The sequence below is a fragment of the Xylanibacter muris genome, from assembly GCF_013166605.1.
In the GTDB taxonomy this organism is placed as follows: domain Bacteria; phylum Bacteroidota; class Bacteroidia; order Bacteroidales; family Bacteroidaceae; genus Prevotella; species Prevotella muris.
This window is the reverse complement of sequence record NZ_JABKKF010000003.1, coordinates 185,063-200,222: the sequence shown is the minus strand read 5'-3', so window position 1 is coordinate 200,222 and position 15,160 is coordinate 185,063. Positions and strand designations below refer to the sequence as shown.

Sequence of the window (15,160 nt, the reverse complement as noted above, 5' to 3'; positions counted from 1 at the left end):
ATGGCAAACTTTATAAACACAGAGGACTATGACGCTACCATACACAGGGAAATTCTTGATTCACTTTTGCGGAAAGATTCTGCATCATACGACCCGCAGATTATCGAGATATGCGAGGACAGGGCTGTTATGGATATGCGCTCGTTCCTCAACAAGACGTATGACTGCGATACCATCTTCTCGGCAACGGGGGATGAGCGGCATGAGCTCATACTCATGTTCGCCATCGACATATCTGTCTACCACATTTTCTGCCAGCACAATCCGTACAAGATGTCCAAGATACGGCAGGACAGGTATGACCGGGCGGTAGAATGGCTCAAGGGGGTCAGGACGGGGGATGTTACAATAGACGGGGCACCATTACTGCCCGATGACGATCTGAGCGGCAATTCTCCATGGCAGATACAGGCTGACGACATCAGACCGACATTAAGATAAACATTGTTCCTATGAAAAAAGACAAGAATAAGAAAAGTAAAGGTACCAGGCAGATTGTCCAGGGAGGGATGCGTGTCCCGAACGGGCAGAGACTGCCGGATGTGGTGCTGCAGATGCCGGAGATATTCCTCTTCGACATGAACGCATACATGAGTTCGGTAACACGGGCAAAAAGCATAGACTATTCCAACAGGACACGGCTGTTCGACATGTACGAGTCCGCAACACTCGACCTCCATCTCGCCGGTGTGCTCGCCAAGCGGCTGCGCGGTGTCACGCGGCTGCCCATCGAGTTCCAGCGCAACGGTGAGCCGGACGAGGTCATCAACGCGCAGCTGCGCTCGCCGTGGTTCAAGAGGCTACGCAAGGACCTCATCATGTCGGAGTTCTGGGGATTCACGCTGGTACAGTTCTACCTTGACGGGGACAACAACATAAGGTACGACCTCATTGACCGAAAGCATTACGACCCGGTACGGAAGACCTTGCTCAAATTCCAGAACGACCAGGACGGAATACCAATCGAGAACTTCGGGAACTGTCTGTTCGTGGGGACCGAACGTGGGCTGGGTATCTTCGCAGAGCTGATGCCTGCCGTGCTTTACAAACGCGGGGATATGGCTGATTGGGCGCAGTTCTGCAACATCTTCGGCATGCCCATCCGAGAGTACACGTACGATGCCGGGGACGAGACGGCACGCAAAAGGCTCATCCAGGAGGCAAGACGGCAGGGTACGAACGCCGTGTATATCCACCCAAAGGACAGTGAGCTTACTCTGATTGAAGCCGGAAACAAGACAGGGTCGTCTGACCTGTACAAGACATTCGCGGACTATTGGGACAGCAAAATATCCATACGTGTGCTGGGAAACACACTCACTACGGATGCCAAGGAGACGGGGACGCAGGCTCTTGGAGAGGTACACAAGGAGGAGGAGGACGACATGAACGCGGATGACCGAGACTTCATTCTGGACATCCTCAACTACGACATGCGCCCCATTTTCGCGAACCTCGGATATGATGTCGTAGGCGGGGAGTTCGTCTATGCCAAAAAGGACAAAATCATTCCGTCACAGCAGATTGACATCGTACAGAAGCTGCAAAGCATGGGACTGCCGATGGATGATGACTGGCTCTATGAGACATTCGGAGTGGAGAAGCCGAAGGACTATGACAGACAGAAAGCGGACGCCCTGGCACAGAGGGAGGCTATACGCAGGAGCCTGGATGACAAGGAGGACAAGCCGGGAAAGGAGGATTTGAACGGTGATAAAAAGGCGTTCAAAAACCGTTTGAGGAGTTTTTTCGGGATAGCCCCGGTTACCGGGGCGGACACAGACTTCTGATTGACACGCTATATTACGGCGACTGTCATTGCGACTGTGGACGTCATGTCAGGAACAATGCCGCCGTCCGGCTTGACGCGGACGTTCTTGATGCTTTCATGCGCAAGGTATACAACGGATTTGACACTTCCGGGAATGTGGATGACGCCTTATGGCGTGAGGTGCTGCGTGTCATCAACGAGGGGACGGTGGAGGGACTTGCCAGGGCAAAGACACCGCCAACGCATGACCGTCTATTCTATCAAAACCTGCGTCATTCCAATGAGGTGTTCGCTGCATTCAAGGTACACATGATGGGTGAGGATATGGCGGCAAAGCTCATCGACAAAGACGGTAATCTGAAACCGTTTGACAAGTGGCTGCATGACGTATCCGGCATAACTTCCCATCAGGTGGGTTCATGGCTGCGCACGGAATATGATACGGCGGTCATACGCGCCCATGCGGCGGCTGACTGGAGGGAGTTCGAGCGTAACAAGGACATACTGCCCAATCTCAGATGGATGCCCACCACGTCACCGGAACCGGAAAGCTCGCACCGCCGGTACTGGCAGATGAAACTTACATTGCCTGTCGACGACCCGTTCTGGAACGGACATCATCCGGGCGACCGGTGGAACTGTAAATGCTCGCTGGAGGCGACGGATGAGCCGGTGAACCATCCTGCTGACCTGGAACCAACCGTACCGCATCGCGGACTGGAGAACAATCCGGGTAAGGACGGGCATACGTTCTCCGACAGGCACCCTTATTTCCCGGACAAATGCAGCCGATGTTTCGCATACAAAAAAAGCGGATTCAAGAACAGGGTGAAGACGTGGTTCACCAATAGGCAGAAAGACTGTTACAACTGTCCGTTCATTGACGGATGCCTGTATGGTACTGAAAAAGGGGAGATAAAAGATATAAAGAAAAAGGCAAGACTGACGCTTCAGGGCTCTTCCCTTTCACATCCCGACTTTAATGGCAAAATCGCTATCTCAAGACGAAGTATAGATGAATGGACCAATCAGCCGCATATACATTATGCTGAGAAAAACAGGATGCTTCTCTATATCGACGAGGTTCTTAAACAGTCCTCTTATTTGGGGCACAAGCAAGATAAAAGCACAAAGCCCGGAAGCAAATGGGTACATATCTTTGAAACAAGGATACAGGGAGACAGAAGTTGGATTGTCGTAAAAGAATACCAGGATGGGACAAAAATACTATACAGCATATCTGACGGTGAGAGTATTCTTATCGGATTAAAAGAGAAATAGCCCCAAATCACGGCTGGAAATACAATCCAACATAGATAAGGGACTACTCTCGCTGCAAAAGTAACAATTTATTTCCAATAATAAGCATAAACAGCCAAAATACTATTGTCATGGACGCAAAAGATATAGAAAAACTGGTCTGTAAGGCCAAGAATGACATTATAAAGGAGGTCAATGACCGGTTGCCAAGAAAGGTCGGTGTCGTGGCTGTAAACCACTTCAAACAGAATTTCCGGGACGGCGGATGGCTTGACAACGGGCTGCATCCATGGGAACGCACCCGGAGACAGGACAGCAATTCGCCCGATGCCAAATACGGACCGCTCACGTCCAGACGCAACCACATGATGCGTTCCGTCCAGGCTTCAACATCACCGGGACAAGTCACCATCGAGAACCCTGTGCCGTATGCCGCCATACACAATGACGGCGGTGACATTACCACGCACCCGACAATCACCGGACGTATGCGTAAATATGCCTGGCACATGGTCTACTCGCTTGCCGGTATCAAAGGGAAAGGCAAATTGCCCAAGGAACTGCCTGCTGAAGCAGAAAAATGGAAAGGGCTGGCACTGACAAGGAAAAAGAACATCACCGTACACGCACACATCCCACGGCGACAGTTTATGGGCGATTCTGCCGAGCTACGCACCAAAGTCAACAGGATTATCAACGAATCGATTCAAAAAATAAAGGATGGAATTATTGCTTTATCATCTCATTAACCGCATAAAGGAGGAAATGCCGGAATTGTCTTTGGTTGATGAGGACTACGGACAATTGGAGGCAATCGACAAGGAGGATATGGACACGTATCCTGTCACGTTTCCGTGTGTACTCATCGACATGCCGGAAACGGAATGGGAGAACATCGCGGGCAAAAGCCAGAAGGGAAAGGCGAAAATCAGTGTCCGTCTCGTCATAGACTGCTACGATGACACGCACTATGGTTCCGGGAACATGGAGGCTATGATGGAACGGTCGGAAATGGTGGACAGGCTGCATCGCGCCATGCAGTGCTTCCGGCCGGTGAAGGACGGGGAACTCATACGGGAAAAGTCGAAATTCTACACATGGAGCCATGGCATCAAAGTCTACGAGATGCTGTACTCGGTCTCGGTCAAGGACATTATTCGGGAAACAGTGACAGCTGCCGCTCCACGCAAGGTCGTGATTTCAATGGGGAAGACTTTGAAGTGACCTTAAAGCCTGTGAACATGGGGCGTTCTATGCGTTTGCCGTCCACGGTGGCGCCGCTCTGTAGCATGCGGCGGATTATCTGCATCACACGGCTCTCGGACACGAAGAACTCTTCCTCGCTCAGTTTCTTGATGGTATCATCGAAACGCAAGCGACGGATTTCAGTCCAATAGTAGTAACGCTCAAACATTTTGAGGTCTCTGGACGAAAGAAGTTCTTTGTTCCTACCGCGTGGCATGATGCAAAGGTATCTGTTTTCCTGCGTATTCCTACAAAAAAATGAGGCATTCCGTTACAAATGCCTCATTTTCTGTTTGTACTTTGAACAAAAGCGTGTTACAATATAATAATCAGGCACTTTCCTCCTGCTTAGGCTCTACGTAGAATGTTTCGTCCTGTGTCACCAATATACCGCATTTTGCCATCTTGTCGCTCATGCCTTCAACATCGCGGTCGGCAAGCAGCTTGTCTTTGGCCACTTCCTCTGTCTTGCGGATAAAGTCAGGCAGGAACTCTTTGACAAGGTTCAGCGCACTCGCCCATGTGAAGCCTTTCAGCGTCTTCAGCTTCGGCGTACCGGTACGGAAACCGATTGTGCCGTGAGCCATATCGAGGCTTTTCTTCTTCGCGAACAGTTCCGTCTGGTTCTCGGTGGCGTATGCCTGCAGCGTGTCAAAAGCGCACTCGCGGTCACATGCCAGGCTCGCCAGTTTGTCCTGGTACTTCTCACGGATTTTCGCACATTGCAGGTCGATGTCCGCATTAATCTTGTTGATACTTGCGTCGGACTTTGCATAGCTGGCAAATGCCTGTTCCGCTTCATCACGGGTCACTCCCGTAATCACTGTTTTCTTCTGTCTCTTTGTTGCCATAATTGTGAAAATTAAAAGGTCATTAATGTTGTTTGTCTTTCTGCTTTTTCAATATCATACGAAGTTTCGACGACAGGCGGCCAAGGTCTTCAATATCCAACTCACGGAACTCCACGCCTGCAATCTTCGGACTCATGCAAAAGCGGTTCACTGTGTCCCAATCGGTGGTATCAACACCTGTCTGCTGCATCAGTTTCAGACATACGCTCCTTGCCTGTCTGCGTTCTTCTTTCCATTGCTCTTGTGCCGGTGTCATGCGCTCCATGGCGGCGCACATGGCGCTATACTCCTGCCGTGTTATCTCCTTAAGACTACATGTCCGTCCGTGGCTGAACTCCGACACAAGGCTGCACTTCAAGTCTTCCTTGTCACCTCTATACGGTATACGGTTCAACAGAGTGTAAAAACGCGCATAGTTGGTTACTTCCTGTGCCATGTCATTTGCCGTTAAGAATCATTTCACATTCGAATCCGATACGCGACCTGTAAGTTCTCCGGATGTTTCCCATATAAACGGAAGAAGTCAAGGTCATTACCACTACACCGGTTTTCATTTTTAGATTATTCATAATCTTATTTTTAAATTTGTTTCCACTCCACTGTTATCTCTGGTATCACTTTTCCAGTACCGCCACAAATGGGACACGGAATCTTTACGGATTCATGACATTCATCCAGACCCCAGAACCAGCCGTTTCCCTGGCAATAGTTACATTGTTGCACAAGTCCCATAAAATGCTCATGGCTGGTCTTTATGGTCGGACTGCTCAGCTCAAGCATTTGCCTTGTCTTACTCATCTTTGTCATAGTTCTTATAAATTACTTCCAAACCTACTGCCTGTGCAAAACGGAATTCCACTTCCGCTCCGGGACTTTCAACCCAATCCGGTAACATGCAGATGGCATCGCAACCGGCAAGTGCTTCCAAATCAAGCAACATGATTTCCCGGTAGAAATCAGTTCCTTTTTCCTTTGCCAATGCCTCTGCCCTTGCCCCAAGACCGCTGCGTGTCGGATTGAAGACATCGTAACCTTTTGATTGAAGCGACTGTTCCGCTCTCTCAAACTTCCTGAGGGTGGCTTCACTTGGATAGTCTTCACCTATTTTTCCGGCTATATATACTTTCTTTTTCATAATATATGTTTTATAATTTATATCGTTTCTTACTTTTGTCCCCAATATATTTCCGCTCCTTCGGTCCATATCGTGTATGCTCCTGTCAGTCCTATAAACCGCCCTTGCTAAACATCTTGAACATAAACCATATCTTCAATGGGTTTATATTCAATAGTTACTATTACATCCACCTTACCGCGACCTTTACAGATAGGACAATCTTCAAAAAAGGTCTTGATTCCATCCGATACATTTAAACGGCCTATACCGTGGCAATAGTAACATCGTTTTTTACGATATATGGATTCCTTTATATTATAACACATATAAAACCATCTATTGTCTTTATGTTTTCTTCTTATTCTGTCCATAACTAAATTATACTTTATATTATTTCTAATTGAACATTAAAATTATACTCTTTGCACAGTCGCCGTATCTGCACTACGTCAAATGGGACACCATCGTACGGAAAGAATATTGTCCGTTCTTGTACAGAACACCGTATTCCTTTCTTGCGTAGTCTATACAGAAGATTTTTTCTCCTCATTTTCCGTTTGTCCATCATCTTATCCCCCAATATTTCTCCACTCCTTCGTTCCATATCGTGTATTCCCCTGTCGGTCCTATGAACCGACCTTTGGAAAACGCCTTGAACCCTTCCACCCATATCTTCAGTGTAGCGTCATACATCACGCTCTCTGCCGCACTGCCGCGCGGAGCGCGTCCCTTGGCATGGCTGACAAATATCAGCAGTTTCTCCTTGTTATGCTCTTTCATACGGATATAGTCACGGTAGCTCATTTGCGTATACTGGAAGGAGTCTATGACGGCTATGTTCCAGCTCTTGCGCCGACTGAGGCGTTCCTGAAGCTCTTCCATCGGCTCGGCATCCAACAGGTTGAAACGCCGTCCCACGTCGTTCATGCCATGGCGCAGCAGGCTCTGGTGCATGGTCATGCTGTCACCTTCCTCCAGACTGTCATAAACCACACGGTCATATTTGCATAGTTCCTTGCAGAGCTGCATCACGAAGCTGCTCTTCCCGTTGCCGGAGTTGCCCCACACGAACCATACGCCGGTACGTTCCGGCTGTCCGAAGGCATCAGCCCAGGCTCCGGAAAAAGGAAACGTGTGGCGTTTTCTGTTCAATACCTCGTTCACTGTCAATGCCCTTCCCATGGTTACTTCCCGTTCATTCTCTTCACCCTGTGTATGCTCTTCTTCACGCGGCGCAGGTCGAAGTCGCAGGCTTCGGCATCCTTTATCACCGTGTCGATGTCCTTGCGCTCACACAGTCCGTTGGCCGTACAGATGGCATACACGTCATTGGGAGTGGTATCCTCCAGCTCGAAATATTTGCGGCCGATGCGGCTGTAGAACTCCTTGTAGCCGGGCTTCTCCCAGCGCAGGCCGTTCCTGATGCGCTTCTTGATGTAGTCGGTGCTCATGAACACCACGCCGCACTTGTCCTCCAGCTTGTTGTAAAGGCTGATGAAGTAGTGGAACACGCTTTCAGTCAGTTTGTCGGCCTCGTCAAACACAAGCAGCGGGGCATCCATCTGTATCAGACTGTCAAGAATGTCCTTCCACAGCTCGCGGACGGTGGAGCCTTCACCACGGATGCCGACCAGGCGGGCTATCTCACGCACGAACTCGCCCTTGTATATGTCTTCGGAACACTGAAGGTAAAACACTTCCCTGTGTTCTGAGGCATACATCTTGGCGGTGGTGGTCTTGCCGCAGCCGGCTTCTCCTACCACCCATGTCACATTCCTCCATTTCTGGGCATCCTCCAAAGCAAAGGTGATTTCCTGGTATGCACCGGTCTCCACGATTTGCCAGCCCGCATCGACACCGCCAACAGTGCCCACCTGGTCGGCTATCCTGCGCCACATGTCCTCGCTGATGTTCTCCCACTTGCCGTTAAGGATGTTGCTAACCGTACCGGCACTGGTGCTTTTCAGGCTACCCACGGCCTTGTTCTGGCTCGGGTATTTGTCAACATACGCCTTCAGGCGGGCGCATATAAGCTCTTTGTCTTTTGTTGTCAGTTCCATTTATTTATAATTTATTGTTCATTACCTTCTTTTCCACACGCCTCGGCAGGAATACCACGGTACTGTCGTTTTCAGTGTCCATCCAGTCGATATTGCTTATTGTCTTCCTCATACGGCCAAGGCTCAGTTCCTCAGGCTCACGGCTGTATTTGCGTGTGCGCCTGTCTATCTGGCGTTGCACGTCCGACCGTGCGCCTTTCAGCTTCGGGGTGGTGAGGCCGTTCTGCTCTGGTGCCACGCCCTCGGCGTATTCTATCTCCTTGGCTGCAACCTGCCGCTCTATGCGGTTCTGTTCCGTGGCTGCCTGCTGTGACCGTATGAACGCCGCCTCGCCTTCCGTCTGTTCCTGTATGGCACGGTGTATGACAATGTACGGTTCCGCTGTCCGCTCAAAACGGAGACAGCCGGCCTTGTCTTTCCAGTACAGGCGGATACTGCCAAAATCGTAGGGGTCGTATTTCACGACGAAACGCTGATAGGTGTGCTTCCGTCGCCACTCTATGTCCGGCACACCGGGGCTGCTCATCACCTCATACACACGCTTCTGCCCTTTCACGGTTATCTCTATGCCGCTGCTCGTGAAGGTGCTCATCCTGCTGCAGGTCACCCAGAACATGTCTATCATGTCATACACCGTCACTTTCGGAGTGTCCGGGTTTACGCTGTCCTCATACATCATTATGCGGGATTCCCCGGTGGCGGGATGCGCCATCTCGTTCCATTCGGTACGAGCCTTCAAATAGGCGGCCTTCAACTCGTCCAGCGTATATAATTTGTCCTTGTTGGCCTCAATGAATTCCATGTTCGGACGGCTGCCGGCTTTCGTGGCCGTTATGTTCTGGCCGGTAAAACGCCAGTCCTTATGCAGCACCTGTTGCTGGAAGCGTCCGAATACGCTCTCTATCGTCTTAGAGGCACCGTTATAGGGGGCCGTGGTCCTGTGTATGTGGCATATCTTGTCCAGCATACCGCTTGAATTGGCCCTCTTGTGGCCACCCTGGTTGTCGTGTACAATCTCGTATGGTTTGTGGCCGCTCACCTGTATGGCCATACGGTAGGCCATATACTGCGCCTCGTAGTCTTCCGTGTCGCTGATGCAGAAACCGAGGAACACCTCCGTAGCCGCGTCTATCACTTCATACACGCCTGTAGTGCGCACATTGCCGTCTTCGTCACGGTAGTACAGGTTCAGTTTCGTGCCGTCACCGTACCACAGGGCGTCACGCATCGTGGGAAGTTGGGTCTTGTGCCGGCGGTCGAATTTCTGGTGTGCGCTCATCTCTCCGTGGACGGCATCATACCACAGCGGCTCTATGGCGGCACTGTTAAGCCAGGCTTTCATTCCGGCGACGCTTTTCAGGGGCTTCCATCCCCTACCCTCCGCCTCGCCGTTGAAAGTGTCGAATATCTGCCGGTCGGTCAGCACCGGAACACGGCTGCGCTTCAAGGCTACCAGACGGCGGCCGGCATCCTCGGTTATCTTCAGCGTGTTGCTGTTGCCTACCTTGCCGCTGATGACGGACATGTACCCGTCTTTCTTGTAGCGGTTCATCTTGTCCTTCAGACGGGCAAGGTTTCTGGGCAGCGTGTGCCCGGTCACCTCACGCAGCTTCTCGCTTTGGGTGAACACGATATCCCAAAGGTCACTGCGACGGCCGTTGCCGAGGGCGTTGCTTGTCGAGGTCAGTTCGTTCATGCGGTTCCACAACATTCCAAGTACGCTCGCGTTCACTGTATACTCTTCCTTTAACTTGTCGGTGAGCGTCGTTTGAACACCGTTCAAATCATATTCAAACGACTCGTAAAACTCACGGGCTTTCTCATCCATACATACGGTGTCTTTCAATTCCTGGGCTTTCAGCACGTCTTCAGGCTTGCCGTATTTAGCCTCAAACTTCATCTTGTATTTCACGGGGAGGGAGGAGTAGACATAGAGAGCTATCGTGTTCTCACCACCTCCACGACGCGCACACTGGATGTTGCCACGCTGGACATTCTTCATGAGGGTCTGAGGGGTGATAACAGGATTATCACCGCCCGTCAGTTCCTCAAAGGTTACACACAATATTCTCTTGTAAAACTCCATACAGCCCTTTCGTTTATGACAGCCTTAACAGTCTCTTTATACCGCTATATATCGGCATCATCAGAAAAATGTATGCTACACCCATTATCTTTTCACCTACAGACATATCGTCAAGGCTCCAGGTAAAACTCAACAGGAACCACATATACACCAGACCCAGCACTACGGCTGTCAACAGTTTCACGGCTTCCTTAAAAATCCTTGTCATAAACCGGTCCTCCTTACTCTCCTACTTCAACACCACCAAAATGCTTTATAGCCACAAAACGTATCTTTCTGGCAAGCAGGCTGTTCTTCTTGAAATTAATCGACTTGCTTACCATCTCCGGTGTGCAGTTCATCACTTTGGCTATCTTAGCGACATTGCCACGGTCCAAAACAATTTTCTTTCTCATATCACTTTCGTTTACAATTTTTGTAGGCGGTCGTGGATTCGAACCACGGACTTTGACCTCTCCTTAAGTTTGGAGTTTGGTGTGTTCTACCAACTGAACTAACCGCCTTCACCCGTCTTTCCGGTCTGTCAGTTATCCGGCAATCTTTCTGCCTTGTATATCGTCCTCCAAAATTTCTTTGAGGTATTTCTTATCCTCTTCCCAAAGCGGCAAGTCCATGCGCAACTTCATAAGCGTCACTTCACGCTGACCGATAAGTTTTACTGCCTCACGGTAGAAGTCCGTGTCCTCGTAAGCACAGGCCTTTCCTATCAGGAATTCGGCAAGTTCCATATTTCTATTGGTTATCGTCTTCTTCAAGTACCCGAGTTCGGCATCTTTCGCACCGACATACCGTCCAATCTCCTTCAAGCACTTGCGCAACTCTATATGGTCATTGGCACCATCGTATGCACACATTCTGCGTATCTCCTCGCAGAACTCGTCCTTAGTCATATTACCGGCAGCCATATAGAGATTTTCCACCAAGTAATACTCTTCAACTGCTATCAGTCGCCGTGTCCGTTCTTCAAATTCTTTCTGTGTCATTGTCTCACTTATTTTTGTTGTTAATACTCTTCGATTATAGGTTTCCTACGACAACCAAAAACTACCTTCAACCGGTACACAAGACACTTGACATAGGATTCCGGCGCAGTAAACATGATGCCGTTCTCTTCCGTATAGTTGAAACTTACACCGTCCATCATCAAAACTCCTGCAACCTTATTTTTTACGGTCTGAGTTTTCCACTCTTTAATTTCGTCGTTCATTTTCTTTATGTATTAAAATTCTTTTTTCTCGCCAAATGTTTGTACCTTTGAACGCTGTTCATATTTGGAACACGCTGCAAAGATAAACAAGATTTCTCGCTTATGCAAGATAACAAACAAGAAAAATCACTTATAAAGCAAAATATCTTGCTTTATTTAGCCAAAAAAGAGGTTTCTCCTTACGAATTCTATAAGAAATCTGGGGTAACCAGAGGAATATTACAACAGAATAACGGGATAAGCGAAGAAAATATAGCAAGATTTCTCGCTTATGCTCCAGACGTTAATACAGAATGGTTACTCACAGGTAACGGTTCTATGCTTAAAAAGCCTACTAATGGTATTTCATCAGAGTTAGTGAAAACAGACCCAACCAAAGGCGAAAACTACATTCCGCCAACAGCTCCTATGGAGCAATATTCCCAAAAAGAAGCTATCCCACTTACTGAAATAAAAGAAACAAGCAAGATTAAACCAATCCCACTGGTTACCGAAACAGTTGCAGCAGGTTTCGGTAACGAACACTTCTCTATAACCGAAAAAGATGTGAAAGAATATTATGTAATTCCTAAGTTCCGCTTTTGCCGTGTAGATTTTATGATTGAAGTATCAGGTCTATCCATGTATCCACACTTCAACCCTGGAGACGTAATTGCTTGTACCATACTTAATGACCGTAAATTCATACAGTGGAACAAATGTCATGTCATAGCAACACGCGAGCAAGGTATACTCGTGAAACGCCTCATGCCGAGCAACAACAAGGATAGCCTTACGGCTGTGTCCGACAATAAGGACTACCTACCTTTTGACATTCCCATTGAAGACATAACCGGACTTGCACTCGTAGTCGGTTCCGTAAGCCTCGAATAATACCCCACTGAAACGAAATGTATACACAAATTTCATGTATTTTCTCGTAAACGTCTGTATTTAGGCACTTTCGTATAAAATCCGCCCCTCGAAAACGGTATATTTAGTGTATTTTACCCCTCAAAAACCACTAAAAATGCCGTTTTTCTGTCTTTTTATACCCATCCGCCCTATTTATCCACACATTTTGATGTTAAAAGTGTCCACCCAAATGTCCACCCAATCAACACATTTCGTTTTTACAGCACAATATTTGTCCACCCAAATGTCCATCCAAGTGTCCACCCAACCACATTTTTAAACAAAAAAATAAAGGGACATGCTTCCCGAACACATCCCCTACCCCATCAGAATGACATAACCGTTCTAAGACCAATTATTTGCCATCTGTGTGCCTTGTACAACGTATAAGCGTAGATTGCTTTATTATAGCACATTTCGTGGCCACAGTGCCGTTTCCAGACAGTCCTGCATGCAACAGATATCCTTTTGTCGCTCCAACGTCCTGAGCCGTTAAAACGGTATATACCGCAGAAATACTCGCAAAATAATAGTCTTTACGCTCATAACGTCTCCTATTCAACAGATGCACATGTATAACCTTTGCCATAATCATATAATTTTGATGTAAATATACTAAATAATAATTATATGGAATAAAAATAGATATTAAAAACAATATATAATTAAACAAAAGGCTCACAAGATACCACATGGAACAACTATAACGAAAAAGGCGACCATTCAGTCGCCATGTAACATTATTCAAGTAAAACACCGTTCAAACGTTCTTTGAATGTAACATCAATGTAAAGCATATGTTACGTTTCGTTTTTGACTTTACTTCCCTACTCTATTACGCCAAACGTCCGTAACTCATTTACTCACAACGCCTTTCAACATAAAGCCAATATTTTCATTTTACACATTTCGTTTTATCCCCCGTACAAAGTCACAAATTGCGAAATGGATAATCCCCCCTTCGTATGAGAAAATACGACTTGTAAACGGAATAAATGCTATTATGACAGATTCAGGGGGTATAAAAACAATCTGGGCAATGGACGGACGCAGACTCATTTCATCAAAGAATCAAATATTTTCTTTTAAAGAAGGAATGGCGGTATCCGTCTCGCCAGGAACTTCCATTATATCAGGAATATACAGGCAGAACGGAGAAACAATAAAATTTGAAGGCTGTAATACTACTCATGACTATCCGTTTTATTCCAATGGTAAACTGTTAGTCCGGCAAGGAACATTCTACAGATTTGTTGATACTTCCGGAAACTTTCTGGAAGGAAAATATACAAATGCCTTCCCTTATTTTAACAACTATGCGGCATGTGACACTTACCTTAATATGGAAAAGCAAAAGGACACCGGGCATATACTGCTGGACGCTAACGGTAAAGCCTGTAAGTTTTCTTTCCAAGGAAAGGATTTTGATACAGACGACATACAGTTCGTCTCATCGGTGAATGATGAAAACACAGGAATTGTTGTCATTAAGCAGAAAGTATATTTCTTTAACGGCATAGACCAAAAACTGTCTCCTGTATTTGCAAAGGACAGTTCGATGACTAATTTAAAAGAACAGGCAAAACTTATCTCAGACATAGAACAATGCTATTTGCAGAGCTCCGATTCAACATACACGCTAACGGCAAAATGCGGTAAGGGTGATACGGTCTCAATATGCTTCGACTTAATGAGAAGACCATTGTCCGTGAAGAGGAATGATACAGAGCTTTTTTACAAGGTAAAACAGAAAGCGGAAAAAACCTTGGCTTCAGATCTAATAAGTAAAAAAGACGGTGATTACCTTGGACTGTATTGGAATGAAAACGATGAGATTCTTCCCCCTCAATTCGAAGAAGTCATAACATGTTTTGGAAATAAAGCTTTAGTAAGGATAAAAGGGAAGGCCGGCATGTTGGAAATACTTAAGGACAAGACATTCAAACTGAGAATGAACAAAGGAGACGACATTGCTTTCAGACATCAGAAATTTGAAACCACCATTCGTGCGGATTTCCCGACATTCCTGAATGCAGACAAGGTAAACATTGAAATAGACACTCAGACGGGTTGTGATATAGATAAGACTTCGAAGAACTGCAAGAATACAGAAAGCGGCAATTTCGTTCAATACAATTGTGTTCTTAATATTCCGGAGAACCTGCCTGATGAGCTGACAACAATAGAATATCCGATAACAATCCATTATGACGGCATTAAATCTTCGAAGATACCATTCAATGTTAATGCCTGGCATTATAAATACTTTGTAGTGGATGTCGATGATTCTCAGACTGCTCTTGAAAACGGCACCGTTTCATTTGTTTTCAATATAAATGCAGAAAGAATAGCAAGTGACGGTATCTACCCTACCACGGTCAACATACTGACAGACTCCCTGCAATATGAATACGAAAAAATGTCTGAAATCCGCCATAAGTGTAAGGTGTATTCATTGAAAGAGGGCATAAACAACATCGTGGTACAAATATTGGAGCAGGGATGTCCTCCCGCAGCTTTCCCCTTTGAGGTTGAGTATCATAAACCTGTTGCCAAAACAAGGAACAATCCTGCAGAAAAGGAAAAGGTGACAATCAAGAAGAAGGAAAAAACTCCCAAACCCGCTGAAGAGACAGTAAGGCCACGCGTAATAATGTAGTAATGCCAGT

The 15,160-nt window shown here is 47.1% G+C and carries 21 protein-coding genes and 1 tRNA gene; 7 read left to right on the top strand and 15 right to left on the bottom strand.

Annotated features, from left to right (window positions below):
* The 5 genes from HPS56_RS04865 to HPS56_RS04845 all read left to right on the top strand — a co-directional run bounded on the left by HPS56_RS04865 (position 1) and on the right by HPS56_RS04845 (position 4,255).
* Positions 1-441, top strand: coding sequence for a phage protein Gp36 family protein (locus tag HPS56_RS04865; protein WP_172274751.1), 441 nt, complete (start codon positions 1-3; stop codon positions 439-441).
* A gap of 11 nt (positions 442-452) precedes the next feature.
* Positions 453-1,790: a phage portal protein family protein gene (locus HPS56_RS04860; protein ID WP_172274748.1), complete on the top strand. Its 1,338-nt coding sequence runs from the start codon at positions 453-455 to the stop codon at positions 1,788-1,790.
* Between the two features lie 98 nt (positions 1,791-1,888).
* Positions 1,889-3,052 (top strand): LPD3 domain-containing protein, encoded by a 1,164-nt coding sequence (locus HPS56_RS04855; RefSeq protein WP_172274745.1) that lies wholly within the window; start codon positions 1,889-1,891, stop codon positions 3,050-3,052.
* A gap of 110 nt (positions 3,053-3,162) precedes the next feature.
* Entirely contained in the window at positions 3,163-3,780 is a 618-nt protein-coding gene (locus HPS56_RS04850) for a phage virion morphogenesis family protein (protein ID WP_216655758.1), read from the top strand.
* Positions 3,752-4,255: a hypothetical protein gene (locus HPS56_RS04845; protein WP_216655757.1), complete on the top strand. Its 504-nt coding sequence runs from the start codon at positions 3,752-3,754 to the stop codon at positions 4,253-4,255. The genes HPS56_RS04850 and HPS56_RS04845 overlap by 29 nt, the downstream gene beginning before the upstream one ends.
* On the opposite strand, the gene HPS56_RS04840 is transcribed toward HPS56_RS04845, so the two are convergent.
* The 14 genes from HPS56_RS04840 to HPS56_RS04780 form a co-directional block, all read right to left on the bottom strand.
* Positions 4,185-4,493 (bottom strand): transposase, encoded by a 309-nt coding sequence (locus tag HPS56_RS04840; RefSeq protein ID WP_172274742.1) that lies wholly within the window; start codon positions 4,491-4,493, stop codon positions 4,185-4,187. The two genes, HPS56_RS04845 and HPS56_RS04840, sit on opposite strands and share 71 nt — an antisense overlap.
* Positions 4,494-4,605: 112 nt before the next feature.
* Positions 4,606-5,127, bottom strand: a complete 522-nt coding sequence (locus tag HPS56_RS04835; RefSeq protein WP_172274739.1) for a host-nuclease inhibitor Gam family protein — start codon at positions 5,125-5,127, stop codon at positions 4,606-4,608.
* A 22-nt stretch (positions 5,128-5,149) separates the two neighbouring features.
* A complete protein-coding gene (locus HPS56_RS04830; RefSeq protein WP_172274735.1) occupies positions 5,150-5,563 on the bottom strand; it encodes a hypothetical protein in 414 nt (137 codons plus the stop codon).
* A gap of 1 nt (position 5,564) precedes the next feature.
* Positions 5,565-5,696 carry a hypothetical protein gene (locus HPS56_RS13470; protein ID WP_256372607.1) on the bottom strand — a complete coding sequence of 44 codons (132 nt, stop codon included), beginning with the start codon at positions 5,694-5,696 and terminating at the stop codon, positions 5,565-5,567.
* Between the two features lie 10 nt (positions 5,697-5,706).
* Positions 5,707-5,925, bottom strand: a complete 219-nt coding sequence (locus HPS56_RS04825) for a hypothetical protein (RefSeq protein ID WP_172274731.1) — start codon at positions 5,923-5,925, stop codon at positions 5,707-5,709.
* Positions 5,918-6,262, bottom strand: coding sequence for a DUF4406 domain-containing protein (locus HPS56_RS04820; RefSeq protein ID WP_172274728.1), 345 nt, complete (start codon positions 6,260-6,262; stop codon positions 5,918-5,920). The genes HPS56_RS04825 and HPS56_RS04820 overlap by 8 nt, the downstream gene beginning before the upstream one ends.
* A 546-nt stretch (positions 6,263-6,808) precedes the next feature.
* Entirely contained in the window at positions 6,809-7,426 is a 618-nt protein-coding gene (locus HPS56_RS04815) for a hypothetical protein (protein WP_172274725.1), read from the bottom strand.
* Between the two features lie 2 nt (positions 7,427-7,428).
* Complete coding sequence (locus HPS56_RS04810; RefSeq protein ID WP_172274722.1) at positions 7,429-8,304, bottom strand: AAA family ATPase; 876 nt, start codon at positions 8,302-8,304, stop codon at positions 7,429-7,431.
* Between the two features lie 4 nt (positions 8,305-8,308).
* The gene (locus HPS56_RS04805) at positions 8,309-10,390 is read right to left on the bottom strand and encodes a kinase (RefSeq protein ID WP_172274717.1); all 2,082 of its coding nucleotides are present in this window, start codon (positions 10,388-10,390) and stop codon (positions 8,309-8,311) included.
* A gap of 13 nt (positions 10,391-10,403) precedes the next feature.
* A complete protein-coding gene (locus tag HPS56_RS04800) occupies positions 10,404-10,598 on the bottom strand; it encodes a hypothetical protein (protein WP_172274714.1) in 195 nt (64 codons plus the stop codon).
* Between the two features lie 13 nt (positions 10,599-10,611).
* The gene (locus HPS56_RS04795) at positions 10,612-10,785 is read right to left on the bottom strand and encodes a hypothetical protein (protein ID WP_172274711.1); all 174 of its coding nucleotides are present in this window, start codon (positions 10,783-10,785) and stop codon (positions 10,612-10,614) included.
* Between the two features lie 23 nt (positions 10,786-10,808).
* A tRNA-OTHER gene (locus HPS56_RS04790) sits at positions 10,809-10,893 on the bottom strand.
* 24 nt (positions 10,894-10,917) lie between these two features.
* Complete coding sequence (locus HPS56_RS04785) at positions 10,918-11,373, bottom strand: hypothetical protein (protein WP_172274708.1); 456 nt, start codon at positions 11,371-11,373, stop codon at positions 10,918-10,920.
* Positions 11,374-11,393: 20 nt separating this feature from the next.
* Positions 11,394-11,597, bottom strand: coding sequence for a hypothetical protein (locus HPS56_RS04780; protein WP_172274705.1), 204 nt, complete (start codon positions 11,595-11,597; stop codon positions 11,394-11,396).
* 102 nt (positions 11,598-11,699) lie between these two features.
* Here HPS56_RS04780 and HPS56_RS04775 point away from each other — a divergent pair, with 102 nt between their 5' ends.
* Complete coding sequence (locus HPS56_RS04775) at positions 11,700-12,470, top strand: S24 family peptidase (RefSeq protein WP_253952382.1); 771 nt, start codon at positions 11,700-11,702, stop codon at positions 12,468-12,470.
* 376 nt (positions 12,471-12,846) lie between these two features.
* Here the strand turns inward: HPS56_RS04775 and HPS56_RS04770 are convergent, their stop codons facing one another.
* Positions 12,847-13,080, bottom strand: a complete 234-nt coding sequence (locus HPS56_RS04770) for a hypothetical protein (protein ID WP_172274700.1) — start codon at positions 13,078-13,080, stop codon at positions 12,847-12,849.
* Between the two features lie 414 nt (positions 13,081-13,494).
* On the opposite strand from HPS56_RS04770, the gene HPS56_RS04765 reads away from it, so the two are divergent.
* Positions 13,495-15,150 carry a hypothetical protein gene (locus HPS56_RS04765; protein WP_172274696.1) on the top strand — a complete coding sequence of 552 codons (1,656 nt, stop codon included), beginning with the start codon at positions 13,495-13,497 and terminating at the stop codon, positions 15,148-15,150.
* Positions 15,151-15,160 lie beyond the last annotated feature (10 nt).

Coding starts and splice junctions, on each gene's coding strand:
- HPS56_RS04865 (WP_172274751.1), top strand. CDS start 1: ATGGCAAACTTTATAAACACAGAGGACTATGACGCTACCATACACAGG.
- HPS56_RS04860 (WP_172274748.1), top strand. CDS start 453: ATGAAAAAAGACAAGAATAAGAAAAGTAAAGGTACCAGGCAGATTGTC.
- HPS56_RS04855 (WP_172274745.1), top strand. CDS start 1,889: ATGCGCAAGGTATACAACGGATTTGACACTTCCGGGAATGTGGATGAC.
- HPS56_RS04850 (WP_216655758.1), top strand. CDS start 3,163: ATGGACGCAAAAGATATAGAAAAACTGGTCTGTAAGGCCAAGAATGAC.
- HPS56_RS04845 (WP_216655757.1), top strand. CDS start 3,752: ATGGAATTATTGCTTTATCATCTCATTAACCGCATAAAGGAGGAAATG.
- HPS56_RS04840 (WP_172274742.1), bottom strand. CDS start 4,493: ATGCCACGCGGTAGGAACAAAGAACTTCTTTCGTCCAGAGACCTCAAA.
- HPS56_RS04835 (WP_172274739.1), bottom strand. CDS start 5,127: ATGGCAACAAAGAGACAGAAGAAAACAGTGATTACGGGAGTGACCCGT.
- HPS56_RS04830 (WP_172274735.1), bottom strand. CDS start 5,563: ATGGCACAGGAAGTAACCAACTATGCGCGTTTTTACACTCTGTTGAAC.
- HPS56_RS13470 (WP_256372607.1), bottom strand. CDS start 5,696: ATGAATAATCTAAAAATGAAAACCGGTGTAGTGGTAATGACCTTGACT.
- HPS56_RS04825 (WP_172274731.1), bottom strand. CDS start 5,925: ATGAGTAAGACAAGGCAAATGCTTGAGCTGAGCAGTCCGACCATAAAG.
- HPS56_RS04820 (WP_172274728.1), bottom strand. CDS start 6,262: ATGAAAAAGAAAGTATATATAGCCGGAAAAATAGGTGAAGACTATCCA.
- HPS56_RS04815 (WP_172274725.1), bottom strand. CDS start 7,426: ATGGGAAGGGCATTGACAGTGAACGAGGTATTGAACAGAAAACGCCAC.
- HPS56_RS04810 (WP_172274722.1), bottom strand. CDS start 8,304: ATGGAACTGACAACAAAAGACAAAGAGCTTATATGCGCCCGCCTGAAG.
- HPS56_RS04805 (WP_172274717.1), bottom strand. CDS start 10,390: ATGGAGTTTTACAAGAGAATATTGTGTGTAACCTTTGAGGAACTGACG.
- HPS56_RS04800 (WP_172274714.1), bottom strand. CDS start 10,598: ATGACAAGGATTTTTAAGGAAGCCGTGAAACTGTTGACAGCCGTAGTG.
- HPS56_RS04795 (WP_172274711.1), bottom strand. CDS start 10,785: ATGAGAAAGAAAATTGTTTTGGACCGTGGCAATGTCGCTAAGATAGCC.
- HPS56_RS04785 (WP_172274708.1), bottom strand. CDS start 11,373: ATGACACAGAAAGAATTTGAAGAACGGACACGGCGACTGATAGCAGTT.
- HPS56_RS04780 (WP_172274705.1), bottom strand. CDS start 11,597: ATGAACGACGAAATTAAAGAGTGGAAAACTCAGACCGTAAAAAATAAG.
- HPS56_RS04775 (WP_253952382.1), top strand. CDS start 11,700: ATGCAAGATAACAAACAAGAAAAATCACTTATAAAGCAAAATATCTTG.
- HPS56_RS04770 (WP_172274700.1), bottom strand. CDS start 13,080: ATGGCAAAGGTTATACATGTGCATCTGTTGAATAGGAGACGTTATGAG.
- HPS56_RS04765 (WP_172274696.1), top strand. CDS start 13,495: ATGACAGATTCAGGGGGTATAAAAACAATCTGGGCAATGGACGGACGC.